Below are 18673 nucleotides of genomic sequence, written 5' to 3' on the forward strand. Positions count from 1 at the left end.
CAGTCAAAATCATGAATAATAATCAGAAAAACCACGTCATACTTTGTGAAGAAGATTTCCGGATGCTGAAACAGTTCGCCGAAAATTTTTCGGGGACCAATGTCAATGAAATGTCTCTATCCTACGAGCTCAACCGGGCTATTGTAGTAGAAAACGATGAGCTGCCCGCCAAAAGCATCCGGCTGAATTCGCAGGTGACTGTGAAGGAACTGGTGACGAACAAGGTGATGGAATTCTCCATCGTCATGCCGGCTTACGCGGATATCCGGCAAAAGAAAATATCTGTGCTGACACCCATGGGTGCTGCGCTGATCGGGCTTTGCGAGGGAGAAACTGTGGAGTGGAAAATGCCCGCCGGGCTGAAAAGGTTTAAAGTACTGGATGTGATACAGAGTGCCGTGTGAGGCCGGGAGCCTCAGGGATTATTTAAACTAAACTACAAACCAATGGAAACCGTGGTAACAGAAAGTGACAAAGATAGACGCCGGAATAACTTGCTCTTCGTGATGCTTTGTGCCCTGGCGCTGATTTCAGTTTACATTGTATTCTGCGTATTGACAATTGCCTTATAATCAATCAAATGGAATTATTAAATCAAATAGCGGACATTTTCCTGCACCTGGACCAGCATCTCGGCCGGATCATTGAAGATTATGGCGCGTTAACGTACCTGGTCCTGTTTCTCATCATTTTTATTGAAACCGGTGTAGTGGTAATGCCCTTCCTGCCAGGTGATTCGCTGCTTTTCGCGGCTGGTATGATGGCCGCGAAGTATTCGGAGTCGCTCAATATCTGGCTGATCATCGGCTTGTTGTTGATTGCTGCAATACTGGGCGATACCTGTAATTACCTGTTGGGAAAACGTTTCGGCACGCAGGCGCTCCGGACGAAGCTGTTTGGCAGGCCGGTGATCAAGCCGGAGCACGTAGCTCATACGCATAGCTTTTATGAAAAATACGGTCCGTCGACGATCGTGATCGCAAGATTTGTGCCTATTGTACGCACCTTGGCCCCATTTGTTGCGGGAATAGCTGTGATGGATTATCGTGTTTTCTTCAAATACAATGTGATTGGCGGAATGCTTTGGGTGATCGGACTTACGGTAGCAGGTTACTTTTTAGGCAGTATTCCGCTTGTGCGGGACAATTTCGAGAAAGTGATCATGGGCATTATCCTTATGTCTGTATTGCCGATCATCTGGCAATTTTTCAGAAAAAATCTTAGCCCGGCATAAACAGATTTTTCTTATAAACCCTTACCCGACATCTGGTTCCGCTTTTGGACACCAGATGTTTTTTTGTTTAACCCGGACATTTCGGCTTTATTCGATTACCTTATGCATTTAAAATCCGGACGCAGATGAAAAGATGGACCCTATTTTTTCTGGTATTTACCGCTTTCACGCAAGGTTGCGGTTACAAGGAAAAGGAGCAAAAGCTGGCACAGCGGGAAGCGCAGATCGCCAGCACAGAACAAAAACTGATGGAATGGCAACAGCAGCTGACGCTGCTCGAAAAAGAACTGCTTGAAAAAAAGAAAAAGCAGCAGCAAGACTCTACCGTTACGACGGATTCCATCCAGGCACAGGCTATTACGGGCAAATGGGTCGTGAAAATGCGATGCACCGAAACCAGTTGCAGCGGCTCGGCAATAGGCGATTCCAAGACGGAAACCTGGGAAATTTCTTACCAAAACAATGCATTGGTCGTAAATGCTTTCACCGGCAGCGAACTCTCCCGCATCTACAACGGTTCTTTCTCCCAAATGAGGCTGGAAGCTTCAAATGGTCAGCCGGGCTCAGAATCGGTGATGCGCGTGCGGCTGGAATTAAAAGACAAAAAGCTGGAAGGGACCCGCGAAGTGGATCGCACCGATTGCAAGATCCGCTATTCCCTGACTGCTGAAAGGCAGAAATGAATCTAAACATGTGCGTATGATTTCTTTACTGCTACTCGATCTCTCACTACCCCTTAAAAATCCGGTCATCATCTTTTCGGTGGTGCTCTTTATAATCCTCTTTGCACCGATCCTGTTCAACAGGATCAAGGTTCCGCACATTATTGGGCTCATTATTTCCGGTGTGATCGTGGGGCCTTACGGACTGAATGTACTTAGCCGGGACAGCAGTATCGTGCTCTTTGGTACCGTTGGGCTACTCTATATCATGTTCCTCGCCGGACTGGAAATCGACCTGGCCGAATTCCGGAAAAACAAGAACAAAATCGCCGTTTTCGGACTATTAACGTTCGTACTACCGCTCGTTTCCGGCACGCTGGCGGGTTACTATATTCTGGGCTACGGGTTTCTATCGTCCCTTTTACTGGCCAGTATGTTTTCGACCCACACACTGGTCTCCTACCCTATTGCCAGCAAATACGGCGTAACCCGCAACCGGGCGATCAATATGACCGTCGGCGGTACGATGATCACCGATATTCTCGCACTTCTTATTCTCGCCGGTGTTGCCGGTATGTCAAAAGGGGATGTTTCACCCGCATTCTGGTTCAGGCTGGGATTTTCGTTCGTCGTTTTTCTTCTGGTTGTCCTGCTCCTGTTCCCAATTATCTGCCGCTGGTTCTTCAGGCGTTTTGACGATAGTATATCCCAATACATTTTCGTGCTGGCGATGGTTTTTCTCGCCTCTTTTCTTGCTGAGCTGGCGGGAGTTGAAGCGATCATCGGCGCGTTTTTCTCAGGTTTGGTGCTGAATAGATTTGTCCCGCATTCCTCCGCATTGAACAATCGGATTGACTTTGTCGGCAATGCACTTTTTATTCCTTTCTTCCTGATCAGCGTGGGTATGTTGGTCGATGTCAGTGTGTTGGTAAAAGGCTGGGGCGCATTGAAAGTGGCGGGTATTATCCTGTTGATCGCACTCGCGAGTAAGTACCTCGCTGCCTGGATCACGCAGAAGGTATTCAAACTCTCCTCGGATGAAGGGTTAATGATATTTGGTTTAAGTTCTTCTCACGCAGCCGCAACCCTGGCGATTATCCTGGTCGGTTACAATATCATTGTCGGAGAAACTGCTCTTGGCGAGCCGATCCGCCTGCTGAATGAAGACGTACTGAACGGAACGATCGTCCTGATCCTGGTCAGCTGCGGGGTAAGTTCGTTTGTGGTTGAAAAAGCTTCGAAAAAACTGGCGCTGGCCCAGGAGGAAGAAGCCTCAGCCGAGACTGACGCGCTAAGCGACGAGAAAATATTGGTATCCCTATCCTACCCCGATATGATCTCGGATATGATCGATTTTGGGATCATGCTGAAACCCAAACACAGCGCGGTGCCACTCTACGGGCTGCATATTGTGACGGACGAAGATCAGAAAAATGACTCTGCCTCACACGGTAAAAAGATCCTGAACAAAGCCGTCGCCCACGCCAGCTCATCCGAAAATCTACTGGTACCGTTAACACGCTACGATACGAATATCAGCAATGGAATTACGTACACGATTAAGGAACAGCATATTACCGATGTTGTGATCGGGCTGCATCAGGAAACCGACCACAAAACGTTTCTGGGTCCGAAGATCGAGAACATTGTTAAGCGGGTATTTGAAACCATTTATATTTACAAACCGGCGCAACCTTTCAATACGCTCAACCGGATCGTCGTGGCAATACCGCCTGCGGCCAGCAACGAGCCCGGCTTTTTACATTGGCTGGGCAAATTGGTAGCGTTGTCCCGGATGAGTTCCATGCCTATTCATTTCTACGCTTCCCCACAAACGATCAAATTTACCAGAAGTGCTATTGCGCGAAAAAGTGGCGCTATCGAGGCACATTTCACTGTTTTTACAGATTGGGACGATTTCCTGATCTTCTCGCGAGAACTCAGGATCGACGACCTTTTTGTAATTATTTCGGCAAGAAAAGGATCTCCGTCTTACCTTTCTCAACTCGAAAAGCTGCCCTATTATCTTTCTACAAGGTTTGACCAGCAAAGCCTGATCCTGATCTATCCGAAACAGCTTGAATCGGGTATTAATATGAATGACATTGAGCAGGCAGACAGCGCGCTGATCGATACTTTGTCAGAAAAATTAGGCTCCCTGGGCAAAGCGGCGAAATACCTGCGACGAATGCTGGCTGATAAATAAGCGTTCTCCGCCTGCCCCCCGGATCAATAGACGACGTAGTTTGCAAAAACCTGCTGACTAGGGTCTTTGTAATACATCCACATCGGTTTTAGTGTAAAAGTATAGGTAACCTCTCCCAACTTTGGATCATTTTCTTTCGAAATGAATTTCATGCTGGGAGGCACACCGCCGGAAGCTGGATTATAGGATTCTGTCAGGTTAAAATTCTCTGTGTCGAGATAGGCGCTTTGATTATCGCGCAGCATTGGAAAATAGCTGGAAACACCCGAGAATTTTAGGGATACCGTGCCTTTTTCATCATCCCATTTGTGGGTAATATTGGTAGGAAGTGAGATCCGGGAGTTTAATGTAAATGCGCGCGCGGTCGCAGGAATCGTGTCATTCTGAGTAGGCGTACCGGCATAAAAGTTGACATAATCTTCATAAAAAACGAAAAATACATTGTTTTGGTAAATCCTGGACAACGTGTCCAGCATCAGATCCTCCGTTCCGCTACTACTTTCCCTCGTTGCCGCCGACACATAAAAAGGGGTCCGGAGTAACATCAGATTATAAACTTCTTCTTTATTCAGCTTCGTATTTTGAGTGCCAACTTCCCGCTCGGCACAGCCAAATACGAGCATTGCAAAAAACATAATACATGCAAAGGAATGGTGCTTTTTCATGGGATCGAATGTTTGTAGTAAATAACCAGGGAACGTCTGACGAATAGACACTTACTTAAACCAATATGCTGCCTGCTCCTACTTTGCGCAATGCACTATTTTTAAATAGATAGCAAAAAAACGCTGATCAATAACAAGTTTGAAATAGGTCAGTCGCTATATTTAGCGCAATTTCAAAAGCATGGCAAACATTGATAATCCCTCGGGTAACTGGCTAAGGCGTTTCAAGAATGCAAAATTTTCGCCACTTGAATATCCCCTAGCATTTTTTGTCCTGGTATATCTGGTGCTCGAAATGTACTACCTATATGCCAGGCACGGAAGCCATTTTACGGATCTAACATTGTATTATGGTGCCGCTTCCAAAATACTCGACGGGCAGGTTCCTTATCGGGATTTTCAAATTGAATATCCACTCTTGGCGCTCATTCCCGTCGTCATACCCGAATTTTTAAACCGCATTTTTTCCGGCAGTTTGAATGGATATATATTATGGTTTGCAATACAAAACCTAGCACTCGGACTTTCAGCAGGATACCTGATTGCTGAAATAGAAAAAAAGAATCATCGGATCATTGCATATAAATATCTCGGATTATTGCTGCTGTCCCTACCTATCTTCCTGTTCCGTTTCGATCCGTTTCCTGCCTTTTTAACCGCACTAACATTGTATTACATAGCTAAAAAACCGTTTATCTCGGGCTCAGCTATGATGATTTCCATCGCTACAAAATTGTACGCATTGGTGATGCTTCCTGTCCTGGGCTTATATTATTTATTTAATCGACTTTACCGAAAGTTATTCGTTCATGCAGCCGGGTTCACTTTTATTCTACTGCTCATTATAATTACATTTTTCTGGATAGGAAATAATGCGATCGATGATTTTCTGAGCAACCATTTATTGCGAGGTATTCACCTGGAAAGTGTAGCGGGTGGTATTTTATTATTATTTCAAAAAGCCGGAATGCTGGATATTCAGATCATCCATAATTACGGCGCCTTCCATTTAGAAAGCGCCTGGTCGGGTTATGCTTTGCAAATTGTAAAGTTTCTCACGCCGGTCGCTTTCGTAGCAATGCTTTGCTTCATTATCCGGGTTTTTATGCGGGAAACGAAACGTAGCGGAAAAGTCGCAATGCAGACATTAAGTCAGGTACTTCTGTTACAGACGCTACTTTTCATCTTATTAAATAAAGTATTCTCTCCTCAATATCTTGTCTGGCTATTACCCCTGATTCCTTTCTGTAATAAAAAAAGTTACCTCCTTTTCGCATTTGCATTAATGCTAACAATAATCATTTTCCCCGGCCAATATTATGGGCTGATCGAAATGAAGTTGCTCATGATCGTCATATTGAATCTGCGGAATTTTTTGTTGGTATGGTTGCTGGTTGAGGTAGTGAGGGATGTTACCCCCAACCCCCTGGGAGGGGGCTAATCATGTTACTTGCAAGAGAATCGAAGAAGTCCCTTCAGGGATTTAGGGTAAATGAAAAATGCTACCCCAACCCCCTGGGAGGGGGCTAATCGTTGTTACTTGCAAGAGAAACGCAAAAGTCCCTTCAGGGATTTAGGGTAAATGCCCACTGCTCCTCAAAAAACAAGCAAAAAAATTTGCGAAGTCAAATAGCTACACATATATTCGTAGTCAAATAGCTACATAATGAATTTAAGACGAGATGTTTTTCAAGCGATTGCCGATCCTACGAGGCGGGCGATATTGATGCTGGTTGCTTCACAAGCATTAACAGCCGGTGCAATCGCTTCTAATTTTGATACTGCCCGACCCACGGTGTCCAAGCATTTACAGATACTGACCGAATGTGAATTGCTGCAACAGCACCAGAGCGGCCGGGAAGTGTATTACCACATCAATGCGAAAAAGATGAAAGAGGTAGCCGATTTTATAGAACCATTCCGCAATATGTGGGACGATCGATTCAATAAGTTGGAAGCAATTATGAAGAATTATAAATCTGAAAAATAGCTAATGAATGGAAAGAAAAACGAAAGTCCACGCAGAAGACGGTCGACAGGAAATTATTATTACACGGGAGTTTGACCTGCCTTTGGAGCTGCTATTTAAAGCGTACGAAGAGCCGGAAATTTTTGCGCAATGGATGGGAACAAAAGTGCTGAAACTGGAAAGTAGAAAACACGGCGTTTACCAGTTCGAAACATCTGATACGCAAGGAAATGTTGTGTTTCGAGCAAATGGCGTTTTTCCGGAATTTGTTCGGAATGAGAAAATCACACGCACATTCGAAATGGAAAATACTTCCGGTTCGGGGATGCAATTTGCCGTACAACTTGAATTTCTGGAATTTGAAAAACTAACCGATCAAACAAGTAAATTAACTATGCAAATCGTCTACAAATCGATAGAACTCCGGGACCAAATGTTGCAAATGCCTTTTGCACAAGGTCTGAATATGGCGCATAACAGATTACAGGAAGTTGTAAAAAATTTAAAATAGCCGGTTATGTCTAGAAGAAATAAGATCATCTATTGGGTCGCTACGGTTTGGCTCTGTTTGGGTATGGTATCGAGCGGAATTGTACAATTGATCCACCTGAAAGAAGAAGTGGATCTGATGACGCATTTGGGTTACCCGCTCTACTTCCTGACCATTCTCGGGGTTTGGAAAATGCTCGGAGTAATCGCCGTACTCGTGCCGAAATTTCCATTAGTGAAGGAATGGGCTTACGCAGGCTTTTTCATCGCTATGTCGGGAGCTATCTTTTCCCACATTGCCGCGGGCGACGGTGCCAAGGAGTTTTTCGGGCCGGTATTGTTGTTGGTATTGACCGTAATCTCCTGGTATTTCAGACCCGCTGACCGAAAATTGTTGCCGGTTAACAGGCAGTACTAGAAGGTAAAATCCAAACATAATTGACTTGTACTCTAAATTCGTGTGTATTCGTGCATTCGTGGCAAAAATTCACGCCACGAATACACGAATTTGCACTAATATTTATCCGATCATGAAAAATAAGAAACAGTTATCTTCTGAGCAGAGCGCCGAACTTATTGAAACTCTGAGAACCCGTTTTGAGAAAAATAAGAATCGCCACAAAGGTATCGACTGGGCGAAAGTGCAGGAAAAGCTGGAAGCTAAGCCGGATAAGCTTTGGGCACTCGATGAAATGGAAGTCACTGGCGGTGAGCCGGATGTGATCGGATACGATCAAAAAACGGATGAATTTCTATTCTGCGATTGCTCCGCAGAAACGCCGAAGGAACGCAGAAGCTGGTGCTACGATCGCGCTGCCTGGGAATCCAGAAAAGCGAATAAGCCAGAAAACACCGCCATGGACGCAGCTGCCGAAATGGGAATTGAAATGTTGACGGAAGAACAATACATTGACTTGCAACAACTGGGCGAGTTCGACCTGAAAACTTCGAGCTGGCTGCAAACACCGGCGAATATCAGGAAATTGGGTGGCGCAATTTTCGGTGACCGTCGGTTCGGCCGGGTTTTTATCTACCACAACGGCGCCGACTCCTACTACGCCGCACGAGGGTTTCGCGGCCTGTTAAAAGTATAAAAACGCCCGGCAACCAGCCTTCATAATTAACCGATAACCAGAACAAGTAAGACCGCAAAACCCGATGACCTTATCCGAAACCCTGACCCAACTTGAATCGCTCGGCAGTGAAAAGATGCGGGAGTTTAATACGAAACATGGTGCACGTTCGAATCAGTTCGGCCTCAAAATGGGTGATATCCGTACCGTTGCAAAAAAGATCAAAACGGATCACGCGCTCGCACTGGAACTTTGGAAAACAGAGAATATCGACGCACGCCTGCTGGCTACATTGATTATCAAACCGGCCAAACTATCGAAGGAAGAACTGACAGAAATGGTTGCGTCTGAACCCTACACGCAGGTAGCGGATTGGCTATATTCCTACGTGGTAAAGGATTATGCTGATAATGAATCACTTCGGGAAGGGTGGATGAATTCGAAGAATGTAATGCTGGCCCGCGCCGGATGGAGCCTGACAAGCGGCTGCGTTTCCCGGAACCCCGACAGGCTAAACCTTCCCGCGCTGCTCGACAGACTGGAAGCCGAAATGCCCAAAGCGGCCCGGGAAGTACAGTGGACTATGAACAATACACTCGCCAACATCGGCATCCATTTTCCCGAGCACCGCAGCCGCGCCATTGAAATCGGCGAGCGACTCGGCATTTTCAGGGATTATCCCGTTTCAAAAGGCTGCACCTCCCCTTTTGCGCCAATCTGGATCAGGGAAATTGTGAGCAGACAAGTCTGACACGCAGCAAGTTGCTTACTCAGGAATCAGTGAACGAATTACGCGGCAGGGGTTTCCGGCGGCAAATACATCGGACGGAATATCCTTTGTTACTACGCTCCCGGCACCGATAATGGTACGGTCGCCGATGGTCACGCCGGGATTAATTACTGCGCTTCCACCAACCCAAACATCCTCTCCGATGGTAATCGGTTTCGCAAATTCGACACCGGAAGCGCGGGTTACCGCGTCAATAGGATGCGTAGCAGTGTAGATCTGCACATTCGGCCCAAACAACGTCCGGCTGCCTATTTTGACATAAGTAACATCCAGTACAACACAATTGAAATTAAAGAAAACCCGGTCGCCTACGATCATATTGCTGCCATAATCGCAATAAAATGGGGGCTGCAACCAAAGGTCGGTACCTGCATTCGGAATCAGCTGTCTCAGAAGTTCGGCTCTTTTCTCCGGTTCATCTTCACGACCATTATTCAGTTCCAAAAGCAGCAGGCGCGTCCGCGTCCGTTCTTCGGTTAATTCTGGGTCGAGAGCGAGATACAGCTCTCCGTCAAGCATCTTTTCTTTTTCAGTTTTCATGCCTTAATAATAGTGATAATTCCCAAAGGATCGAAAAACTAACGAAAACGTCGCGAGAAGAACAGGTGATTTTTGAGGAGATTTTTATCTAAATGCCTTTCATTTGCATAAGACGTTTTTAATCACAGTTCCCAATTTTATGTATCGAAGGTATATGATGATAGCAAAAAAATTCTTCGTTTTCTTACTCATTCTGGCAGGTTTGGGAAATATCTCCGTCGCGCAGAAGTCGCCTTTGCGGGTCTTGATCGTTGACGGGCAAAACAACCACGAACAGTGGCCCAAGATCACGGCGATGATGAAATATGATCTCGAGCAAACCAAAAAATTCACGGTTGATATTCAGCGCACGCGCTACACCTGGCAGGGCGACAAATGGGCTGCACAATACCCGGTAAAAGGCGGTCCGGAAACCCAGCCTTTGAAAGAGCCAAAAATGGATTCTGCATTTCATCCCAAATTTGCGAACTACGATGTGGTGATCTGCAATTTCGGGTGGAATGCCGCACCCTGGTCGGCGGCGGCTCAGCAGGATTTTGAGAAATTTATGAAGAACGGCGGCGGCCTGGTTGTCATTCACGCAGCTAATAATTCCTTCCCGAAATGGCCAGCCTATAATCAGATGATCGGATTAGGCGGCTGGGGCGACCGGACTGAAAAAGATGGTCCGTATGTATATTATGATCAAAATAATAAGCTGATCCGCGATACCCAGCCGGGAAAAGCGGGCTCGCATGGTGCGCAGGCGGAGTTTGTGATTACTGTAAGAGACTCTAAACATCCGATCACAAAAGGGATGCCCGAAAAATGGCTGCACAGCAAAGACGAATTATACGACCGCCTGCGTGGCCCTGCCGAAAACATGCAGATACTGGCCACAGCTTTTTCACCCAAAACTAATAATGGTACCGACCGCAATGAGCCAATGCTGCTGACTGTCCAGTACGGAAAAGGCCGGATCTTCCACATGGCGCTTGGTCACGCTGATTACTCAGTGGAATGCGTCGGTTTTATCACCTGTCTGCAACGCGGCACTCAATGGGCGGCTACCGGCAAAGTGGATATTCCGATACCGAAAGATTTTCCAACAGAGGACAAAGTCAGTCAGCGAAAATTCGACCAATAGCAGGAATGCAAAAAGAGGATCTGAACAAATCAGATCCTCTTTTTTGTGGGCACAGTCGGCCACCTACCGGCGCGCGTCGGTTACGGTGAGGTAGCTGCTTAGTACGGCGATAAAATTGCTTTCTTCAAATGGTTTGGGTAAAATTTCGTCCATTCCTATTGCCCGGTAGCCGGCCAGTTTTTCTTCTTCCGTATAACCTGTAAAACCGATCACTGGCAATCCCGCCTTTGCGCTGCTTTGGTGCGAGCGAATGCGTTTGGTAAGCTCCACTCCGTCCATTACGGGCATATCAATATCTGTGATGACCAGATCGTATGTATTGATTTCGAATAGATCAAATGCCTGCCGGCCGTTCTCGGCAAGATCATAAGTAGCGCCCAGCTTGTCGATTATGCGGCTGATCAGGATCAGATTCATTTTCGTATCGTCGGCGATTAGCAGTTTTTTATCCCGGAGATCGGTTTGTAATTTCATCTTAGCCAGCGGTTTTGCCTCGATCAGGCTGCTTTGCTCAGCTGTTTTCAAAGGAATGCGAACCGTGAACTCCGATCCCGCTCCGAGCACACTGGTTACACTGATCTTCCCGCCGTACAGGTCGACAATCCTTTTGCAAATCGACAGTCCAAGTCCGGTACCGCCCTGCCGGGCCCTCGCGTCGCCGCTGCTTACCTGAATGAAATCGTCGAATATGGAACTGAGGTTTTCCTTCGCAATTCCAACACCCGAATCCTTTATGCTGATCACAAGTATGCCTTTTTCCTTAGTAGCATTCTCAAAGCGGGCCTTCACAGCGATACTGCCATGCTCCGGCGTAAACTTGATCGCGTTCGTAAGCAGGTTGATGACGACCTGCCTGATACGAAAATTGTCGCCGAGCAATGCGAGACTACTTTCCATCTCTAACTGCGTTTTCATGCCAATATGCTTCTCAGCTGCCAGCACAGACAACATCGACATGGATTGCTGCACCAGTTCTGCCGGCTTGAAAGGCTCTTCGAACAGGCTGATAGTTCCGCTTTCAAACTTCGAAAAATCGAGGATTTCATTCACCAGCGAGAGCATGATCTGGGATGCACTTTTGATAGAATTCACATTGACCCTCATATCCTCGTCCAACTTTTCAGGCTCGATCAGATTTGAAAAACCGATAATCGCATTCAAAGGTGTGCGCAGTTCGTGGGTGATCTGTGCGAGAAAATCTCCCTTACTTTTACTCGAATCCGCAGTCATTCTTGCGAATGAAAGAATGGTGGCGTCCTTCTTATAAAGTTTGACCAGATTGAAAATGATTACCACCGCCAGCAAAAACACCAGGGCTACCGCCGCCCACATCAGCAAGCTCATTTCTTCCGATTTCACCTGGGTTGCAGTTAGCAGCGAACTCCGCAAATCCTGCGTGTCTTGTTTTTCGCGATTTTTTATATCCCGTAATGCTGTTTGAAGATTTGCAAACAGCAGGCTGTTGATTGCCAGCAATTGTTGTTCCGCCTTTCCCAGCTCCCTCCGCGCCTTTTCGATCGATGCTTGATTTTTCAGAGGTGCAGGTACTATCACCACTTTCACAGAATCCTGCCTGATGATCGTATTTGTATGCGTTTTTAGAATGTCGTTTTCCGCGGGTTGTTCGTCCCGGATCGCGTCCATAAGGCGCTTCACAAGTCTTCTCTTGGTTTTTCTCGGAGTTATTTCGGTAGAGTCAATCGCTTCTGCCCGGGTGCTCGTCTGTACCTTTGCGGATGGCCGGAGTTTATTTGAATGCGTTATTTCTTCTGGGCTCAATGAAAATGTGAGCAGACTGTCGACAATCAAACGGAGGTTCACAAACTCCTGGTTTTTACGTTGTTTCTTCGATATCAGCCTGTAAAGCTTCTTTTCTCGATTTTCCCGCTCATTTTGATATTGGTGTAAAATGGCATTAACCGTTTGAAGCTGTCTGGTATAAGCTTTCAGGTAAGCCGAATCCTGTGTGACCACAAAGAATCGGCTGTTGTTCTCGGCGGAATAAAGTATGGAAATACAAGTGTCGATCTGGTGATAACTATCCTTTTCAAGCTGCAATACCTCGATGTTCCTTCTGATCGATTCTGACTTGGACTGGGTAAGAACTATAATGAAGGCAAATAGTGCGAGCAGGATTGTCAGCACCGCTGTCCATGCAAAAGTAGCCTTTGAATTGGTGGGTAAGTTATTCTTCATAGGCCAACTAATTATTTATTTCATGAGGGGAAGAGTAACCGTTGCCACAGGTGTCCTGGAAATAACACTGCAAATGTAACTGATTTGGATTAGTTGTAACCAGCGACACGTTACTTATCGGATACATTGAGACAATTGCTTCCCATTTTTTACAGACCGTTGCTGGCACAAATTTTTACAACGCGCAATTTTTTCAATATCAACAACCTATTTAAAAACGCTTATGAAAAAGTTAAGATTAATCCTTTTGCTGGTAGCCGGTTCTTTCCTGGCAGTATCTTGTAACGATGACGACGATAATAACGGCGGCACAACGCTACCTGAAACCGACAGGACGTTTGTGATGAATGCAGCAGATGGTGGCATGTTTGAAGTAAGATCCGGAGAATTGGCAGTCGCAAAAGGTGACAGCACGCGCACGGGAATGGTGATGGGATCAGATTCAATGAGTATTAAATCTTTTGGACAAATGATGATCACTGATCATACCAAAGCAAACAATGAACTAAAATCTCTGGCCGACAAGAAAGATGTGGACGTACCTACCGCACTGAGCGCCACAAAACAGAAAATGATCGACAGTCTGACTGCCGCCACTGGACCTGCATTCAATATGCTGTATGCCAAAATGATGGTAGCGTCTCACAAGGAAACGGTCGCTCTGTTTGAGAAACAAGCGGCTTCCGGCCAGGATGCAGAGCTGAAATCGTGGGCTACGCAAAAGCTTCCCGTATTGAAACACCACCTGGAAATGGCCGAAATGATGCATGAGGAAGTGAAGTAACCTGTTTTGGTTACTTTTCAGGCATTGAATCAGATTACTTACACAAACGGAAAAGCCTGTGAAAAGCAAGAATTTTGCTGGTCACAGGCTTCTTCTTTTAAGGTATTATGCCTAACGCTTGAATGTAAACTCAATGATTGCTCCCTCCTCAGTTGATTCTTCGGGATTTTCCCTGGAAGGGCCGGAGGTGACGGCGGATTTGTCGGTTATGGCGTAAATTTTAAGTCCGTCGGCGGATACTGCCACGTCGCGATAGCGCACTTTACTTGCGAAATAATCCTTTTCTTCCTCAATACCTGTGTAGGTCGCATTGAGTTTCAACCTGACTATTTTCCCTTGTTTAAGAGAAGAAACGAGCAATGAGTTTTTCCATCCGGGTATTACTTCCGAAGTGTAAGCAGCAATGCCAGAAGGCGCCAGCGACGGCCACTCAGGGCTCTTTTTGCCTGATCTGATCGTGTCTGCGAATGCAAGAAGCTGCCTGTTATCCGTAGCAAAAAAACTTTTGATAGGCGGCTCGAAGTTTTTGAGCTGCTTCGCATTCCGCTGTTCGTTTTCAATGAAAGGATAAGTCGTGTTCCACTTGCCAGGCAAACTGTCCTTGTCGGTAACACCCGCCGAAAGCCCATTATAATTTCCGTCTGGAAAACCTATTACCAACGGGTGACCGTAGTTCCGGCCGCGTTTGATGATATTGATCTCATCGTCGGAAAATGGTCCGTGCTCGGATGAAAAGATAACCGGCTTGCCATTCATGTTGATTTCAGCCAGCCCCTGCGCATTGCGGTGCCCGAGCGACCACACTGCATTTTGTTTCGTTTTGTTAAATGGGTTATCGTCGGGAATCCACGAATCCTTCCGATCGGTATCCTTGTCTGGTTCTGTATTGAAACGCAGCATCTTACCTTCATACACATTCAAATCCTGCGCGTAATTAGCACGGGCGGCGTTCTTAAACTGCCCCGCGCCCATATCTCCCACAGAGCAGAACAAATAGGCTTTCCCATTGATCGCGGAGATCAGCAGCCTGCCCCCATTATGGTCATTGCTGCCAGAGATCTGGTCACAAACGGTCTCCGGCTTTTCCAGCTTTTTAATTTCCGCATTGTAAGTGCAGCGAACAATTTTTGTTTTAAAATGAAAACCTTGATCGTGAGGATCCTGTCCATCGCCAGGTCTGTTTTTTCCTTCAAAATCGTAGACGAATGCCAGGTAAACGAACGGTTTTCCGTTCAGCAGATTGGGATGAAGCGCCATGCCCATCAGCCCGCCCTGAGGTGCGGGTTTGCCGCCGTCGATCGAGTCGCTCACTTTGTCGTAATTGGGGAAAGTCTTCTCCGAACTCAGATCGGCAAGCACCTCCTTATTCCCCGTCGCAGGGTCGACCCGAAGCACGCGATACTCCTTCGATTCCGTGACCCACAAATGCCGATCGGGCCCAAAAACGATCTCCCAGGGATCTGAAATACCTTTTGCAATAACTCTTTTCTCAAATTTCTCTTGTCCCGGCACCTGAGCGGGAACAACTTCTGCGGTCGCAAAAAAGCAAAATGCGAGCAGGTAAAATGGCAAGCCTTTATAAAGTGACATGGATCAATGCGGGAATATCAATAGCAGGTTGAGACTTCCGGGCACCTTATGAAAAGCATGCCAAATTAGGGGGGAGTGCATGTACCCCTAAATCCCCCGAGGGGGACTTTGCTTTGTAGCATGGCTTTTCTTAGCCCCCTTTTAGGGGGTTGGGGGGTACCCCTAAATCCCCCGAGGGGGACTTGGCTTTGCAGCACCGCTTTTTTTCTTAGCCCCCTTTTAGGGGGTTGGGGGGTGAATGCTATTTGGAAGGCAGTGGAAACTTTTTAAAAATTTCAGCCGCGCGTAAAGTTTTCCTGACAATGACATTTTCCTGAAGATTCCCGATAGATACTTTCAAGTTCTCTTTCTTGCTGAGAGTCACTTTCTCGGAATTTTTATTGTTGATAGTTGACATAATTAATGCAGTGTTATAGTGTGTTTAATGGAGTGAAGATTATCACGATTTTTGGTTAATACAAATTGCGAATCCTATTTTTGCATTCAGAATGCTCCTCACTATTTTCTGGCCGTTGCGTAACCTCTTATCATTTTTTTTGCTCATCAATTTTGGCGTCCAGTCATTTGCCCAGGAAGCCGACTCGGTGAAACGGGAGTTTTGGGTGGATCTTGAAGTTCGGCCGAGGGCTGAGTACCGGGATAATTTCATGTGGACACCGGCTGATTCTGCGATGCCCGCATTATATGTAACCCAGCGCAACCGGGCCACGATCAATTACATTAATAAGTGGTTCAGATTTCACGCATCTCCACAGGAAATCCACGTGTGGGGTGGGAAGAACGGGTTTTCCAAGGTTGGTAGCGTCAATGCTTGTGAATTTTATATTGAACCCAAACTCGACAAAAACTGGTCTTTTCGCTTGGGGAGACAGGCACTTTCACTGGATAACGGGCGGATTTTCTCGGCCGCTCCATGGAGCCAGCAAAGTAGGGCGCACGAAGGATTGCGGGTGTTTTATAATAATAAAATAAGCACCGATCTGACCATCGCATTCACCAGACCTTACGGGAGAGCCTTTGATCCTGCCTACTCCCCTGTGGCTTCGCATCAATACAAATTACTTTTACTGCATCATCTAAAACACAAATTCAAAGATTGGACGCTCACGACCATTAATGCAATGGATGTGTTCGAAAAGCCGAATCTGGCGGGACAATACTACCGGCGCGTTACGAATGGAGGTCGTCTTGAATATACCAGCGGCTTACTTTACAGTACAGTAAATGCATATTATCAGTACGGCCGCACTGCGACATTGAAGAAAATCCGCGCCTATTATATTCAGCCCGAAATCAGCACCACTTTTTCAAAAACAACCTTTCGACTCGGGGCAGAAATTCTTAGCGGCAACAGCACAAATATCCGCGACGACAAGACGCATTCATTTGTCCCGCTCTATGGTGTAGCCTGGAAATTTATGGGTAATATGAACCTGTTCACCCGGTTCCCTTCCGATGTGAGTGACAAAGGTTTGGTAAATCCTTATCTATTCATACTTCGGCCGGTTAACAAAAAACTTTCCCTGCGTGCCGACGTTCACCTGTTTTACTCGCAATTTTCACTCGCCAGGTCGGAGGACGAGCTAGCAGGGACTTTCCTCGGGTTTGAAAGTGATCTTTCCATCAATTATAAGCCTGTAAAGAATGTAGAAGTCATTTACGGCTTCTCATTCACGCTTGCCAACGAGCGGATGGAACTTCTCAAAAAGGTACCCGATTCTGGCAAAACACCAGTATGGAGCTTCTTAATGATCTCTTACGCGCCGCGAATAATAGATTTGAAATAAGCGAGGGTAAACGAACGATCAATCAAGAAGTTAGCACACTTTCATTCTGTACGCTTTTTAAGATCTCATAACTATGGATGCGAGCGTTTGGGTCGTAAATGTGGCTGGTAACCATCAACTCATCTAGCTGAGTATGTTTTTGAAAATAGGCCAGATTGCTGCCGACTTTTTTCCGGTCGCCGATGAATGTATATTTCATCATTTCTCTCACTGCGGCTTCTTCATATTCTCCCCAAAGCCCGTCCATACTATCAACGGGTGGTTGCAAAGGCCGGCGCTTGCCAGTGATAATGCCCGTCGCCAACTGGTAGAAAGAAGTCGCAAGCCGCTCGGCTTCCCCGGTGGTATCTGCGGCGATCACATTGACACAAGCCATTACGTAAGGTTGCGCGAGATATTTCGACGGTCTGAAATTCCGTCGGTAAAGTTCTATTGCTGTCACAAATTGCGTGGGTGCGAAGTGACTTGCAAATGCATAAGGTAGCCCTAAATGTGCCGCCAATCGCGCACTATCAGTACTGGAACCCAATATCCAAATCGGAATTTCAAGTCCTTCGCCGGGAATAGAGCGTACTTTAGAGTTACTATTCTCTGCTGAAAAATAGGTTTGCAATGCAACCACATCGTCTGGAAAATCCTGCGCAGATTCCATGTAATTACGTCTGAGTGCGCGGGCCGTCACCTGGTCAGTTCCTGGCGCCCGTCCCAGTCCCAGGTCGATGCGGTTGGGATACAGCGACGCGAGGGTACCGAATTGTTCTGCAACGACGAGCGGCGCGTGATTAGGCAACATAATGCCGCCGCTGCCCACCCGGATCGTTTTTGTACCGCCGGCAATGTAACCGATCAGCACCGACGTCGCCGAACTGGCAACGCTTGCCATATTGTGGTGCTCAGCGAGCCAATATCTTTTATAGCCCAATTCTTCAACACGTTGCGCGAGCCGGAGGCTATTTTTAAAAGTTGTCGCTGCATTATTTCCTTCTGTGATCGGTGCGAGATCAAGAATGGAAAACGGTATATCCTGAATAAGTTTGTCTGCCATGTCGATTTACTAACTGTAAGAATGCTGTTAGTAAAAAGCATTTTATTAGCTTCTGAGTTCCTTACTCATCAGGTGTTACTTCACTTCAAGCCGCAGATTTTAGCGAGCTAATGACGCGAAATCGCCGGCAAGTGAGGTTCCTGGCTTAAACTCCTGTGCATATTTCCCCAGTCCGACATCGCAGCAATCACCGATTGCATGGACAAGCCGAGCTCGGTCATTTCGTATTCCACCCGCGGCGGCACCTCTGGAAACACTTGTCGCCGGACAATACCGTCACTTTCCAGCTCGCGGAGCTGGGCTACCAGCATTCTTTCTGAAATTCCTTCGATTGATTTTTTCAACTCGCCGTAACGCAACGTGCCGTGCATGAGCCGGCAGAGGATCGCTGGCTTCCAGCGGCCGCCCAGCACGCCGAGTGTGTACGCCATACCGCAGCTGTCGCTGATCATTTTTTCGTTCAAAGCATTCGTGGATGTCTCTTTTCTCATTTCTTACTTTTTTGTTGGTACCTAAC

Annotated in this window: 19 protein-coding genes; 13 read left to right on the top strand and 6 right to left on the bottom strand. The window is 46.6% G+C overall.

Annotated elements, in window-relative coordinates; translation table 11 throughout:
* Nucleotides 1–11 precede the first annotated feature (11 nt).
* The 4 genes from KOD92_RS26440 (at nucleotide 12) to KOD92_RS26455 (ending at nucleotide 4102) form a co-directional block, all read left to right on the top strand.
* Nucleotides 12–404: a GreA/GreB family elongation factor gene (locus KOD92_RS26440; RefSeq protein WP_215236620.1), complete on the top strand. Its 393-nt coding sequence runs from the start codon at nucleotides 12–14 to the stop codon at nucleotides 402–404.
* A gap of 176 nt (nucleotides 405–580) precedes the next feature.
* Complete coding sequence (locus KOD92_RS26445) at nucleotides 581–1234, top strand: VTT domain-containing protein (RefSeq protein WP_215236621.1); 654 nt, start codon at nucleotides 581–583, stop codon at nucleotides 1232–1234.
* Nucleotides 1235–1359: 125 nt separating this feature from the next.
* Nucleotides 1360–1917, top strand: coding sequence for a hypothetical protein (locus KOD92_RS26450; RefSeq protein WP_215236622.1), 558 nt, complete (start codon nucleotides 1360–1362; stop codon nucleotides 1915–1917).
* A 16-nt stretch (nucleotides 1918–1933) separates the two neighbouring features.
* Complete coding sequence (locus tag KOD92_RS26455; protein ID WP_215236623.1) at nucleotides 1934–4102, top strand: cation:proton antiporter; 2169 nt, start codon at nucleotides 1934–1936, stop codon at nucleotides 4100–4102.
* Nucleotides 4103–4125: 23 nt separating this feature from the next.
* Here the strand turns inward: KOD92_RS26455 and KOD92_RS26460 are convergent, their stop codons facing one another.
* On the bottom strand, nucleotides 4126–4767 hold the full coding sequence (locus KOD92_RS26460; RefSeq protein ID WP_215236624.1) for a hypothetical protein: 642 nt from the start codon (nucleotides 4765–4767) through the stop codon (nucleotides 4126–4128).
* 181 nt (nucleotides 4768–4948) lie between these two features.
* On the opposite strand from KOD92_RS26460, the gene KOD92_RS26465 reads away from it, so the two are divergent.
* The 6 genes from KOD92_RS26465 (at nucleotide 4949) to KOD92_RS26490 (ending at nucleotide 9049) form a co-directional block, all read left to right on the top strand.
* Entirely contained in the window at nucleotides 4949–6208 is a 1260-nt protein-coding gene (locus KOD92_RS26465; protein WP_215236625.1) for a hypothetical protein, read from the top strand.
* A gap of 225 nt (nucleotides 6209–6433) precedes the next feature.
* A complete protein-coding gene (locus tag KOD92_RS26470; RefSeq protein WP_215236626.1) occupies nucleotides 6434–6757 on the top strand; it encodes an ArsR/SmtB family transcription factor in 324 nt (107 codons plus the stop codon).
* 7 nt (nucleotides 6758–6764) lie between these two features.
* Nucleotides 6765–7247: an SRPBCC domain-containing protein gene (locus KOD92_RS26475; protein ID WP_215236627.1), complete on the top strand. Its 483-nt coding sequence runs from the start codon at nucleotides 6765–6767 to the stop codon at nucleotides 7245–7247.
* 6 nt (nucleotides 7248–7253) lie between these two features.
* Nucleotides 7254–7643: a DoxX family protein gene (locus KOD92_RS26480; RefSeq protein WP_215236628.1), complete on the top strand. Its 390-nt coding sequence runs from the start codon at nucleotides 7254–7256 to the stop codon at nucleotides 7641–7643.
* A gap of 112 nt (nucleotides 7644–7755) precedes the next feature.
* Nucleotides 7756–8319: a DUF4256 domain-containing protein gene (locus KOD92_RS26485; protein WP_215236629.1), complete on the top strand. Its 564-nt coding sequence runs from the start codon at nucleotides 7756–7758 to the stop codon at nucleotides 8317–8319.
* Between the two features lie 64 nt (nucleotides 8320–8383).
* A complete protein-coding gene (locus tag KOD92_RS26490) occupies nucleotides 8384–9049 on the top strand; it encodes a DNA alkylation repair protein (protein ID WP_215236630.1) in 666 nt (221 codons plus the stop codon).
* 15 nt (nucleotides 9050–9064) lie between these two features.
* On the opposite strand, the gene KOD92_RS26495 is transcribed toward KOD92_RS26490, so the two are convergent.
* Nucleotides 9065–9628 carry a maltose acetyltransferase domain-containing protein gene (locus tag KOD92_RS26495; RefSeq protein ID WP_215236631.1) on the bottom strand — a complete coding sequence of 188 codons (564 nt, stop codon included), beginning with the start codon at nucleotides 9626–9628 and terminating at the stop codon, nucleotides 9065–9067.
* A gap of 157 nt (nucleotides 9629–9785) precedes the next feature.
* Here KOD92_RS26495 and KOD92_RS26500 point away from each other — a divergent pair, with 157 nt between their 5' ends.
* Nucleotides 9786–10754 carry a ThuA domain-containing protein gene (locus tag KOD92_RS26500; RefSeq protein ID WP_406566182.1) on the top strand — a complete coding sequence of 323 codons (969 nt, stop codon included), beginning with the start codon at nucleotides 9786–9788 and terminating at the stop codon, nucleotides 10752–10754.
* Nucleotides 10755–10817: 63 nt separating this feature from the next.
* On the opposite strand, the gene KOD92_RS26505 is transcribed toward KOD92_RS26500, so the two are convergent.
* Nucleotides 10818–12950, bottom strand: a complete 2133-nt coding sequence (locus tag KOD92_RS26505) for an ATP-binding response regulator (RefSeq protein WP_215236633.1) — start codon at nucleotides 12948–12950, stop codon at nucleotides 10818–10820.
* Nucleotides 12951–13173: 223 nt separating this feature from the next.
* Between KOD92_RS26505 and KOD92_RS26510 the strand changes: the two genes are divergently transcribed.
* Nucleotides 13174–13734 carry a DUF4142 domain-containing protein gene (locus KOD92_RS26510; protein ID WP_215236634.1) on the top strand — a complete coding sequence of 187 codons (561 nt, stop codon included), beginning with the start codon at nucleotides 13174–13176 and terminating at the stop codon, nucleotides 13732–13734.
* A gap of 111 nt (nucleotides 13735–13845) precedes the next feature.
* On the opposite strand, the gene KOD92_RS26515 is transcribed toward KOD92_RS26510, so the two are convergent.
* A complete protein-coding gene (locus KOD92_RS26515; RefSeq protein WP_215236635.1) occupies nucleotides 13846–15324 on the bottom strand; it encodes a PQQ-dependent sugar dehydrogenase in 1479 nt (492 codons plus the stop codon).
* Between the two features lie 488 nt (nucleotides 15325–15812).
* On the opposite strand from KOD92_RS26515, the gene KOD92_RS26520 reads away from it, so the two are divergent.
* Nucleotides 15813–17111 carry an alginate export family protein gene (locus KOD92_RS26520; protein ID WP_229254898.1) on the top strand — a complete coding sequence of 433 codons (1299 nt, stop codon included), beginning with the start codon at nucleotides 15813–15815 and terminating at the stop codon, nucleotides 17109–17111.
* 22 nt (nucleotides 17112–17133) lie between these two features.
* On the opposite strand, the gene KOD92_RS26525 is transcribed toward KOD92_RS26520, so the two are convergent.
* Both KOD92_RS26525 and KOD92_RS26530 read right to left on the bottom strand, forming a co-directional pair.
* The gene (locus KOD92_RS26525) at nucleotides 17134–18156 is read right to left on the bottom strand and encodes an LLM class flavin-dependent oxidoreductase (protein ID WP_215236636.1); all 1023 of its coding nucleotides are present in this window, start codon (nucleotides 18154–18156) and stop codon (nucleotides 17134–17136) included.
* Between the two features lie 107 nt (nucleotides 18157–18263).
* Complete coding sequence (locus KOD92_RS26530; RefSeq protein ID WP_215236637.1) at nucleotides 18264–18647, bottom strand: winged helix-turn-helix transcriptional regulator; 384 nt, start codon at nucleotides 18645–18647, stop codon at nucleotides 18264–18266.
* Nucleotides 18648–18673: the final 26 nt, after the last annotated feature.

It is taken from the genome of Dyadobacter linearis (assembly GCF_907165045.1).
Lineage (GTDB): Bacteria > Bacteroidota > Bacteroidia > Cytophagales > Spirosomataceae > Dyadobacter > Dyadobacter linearis.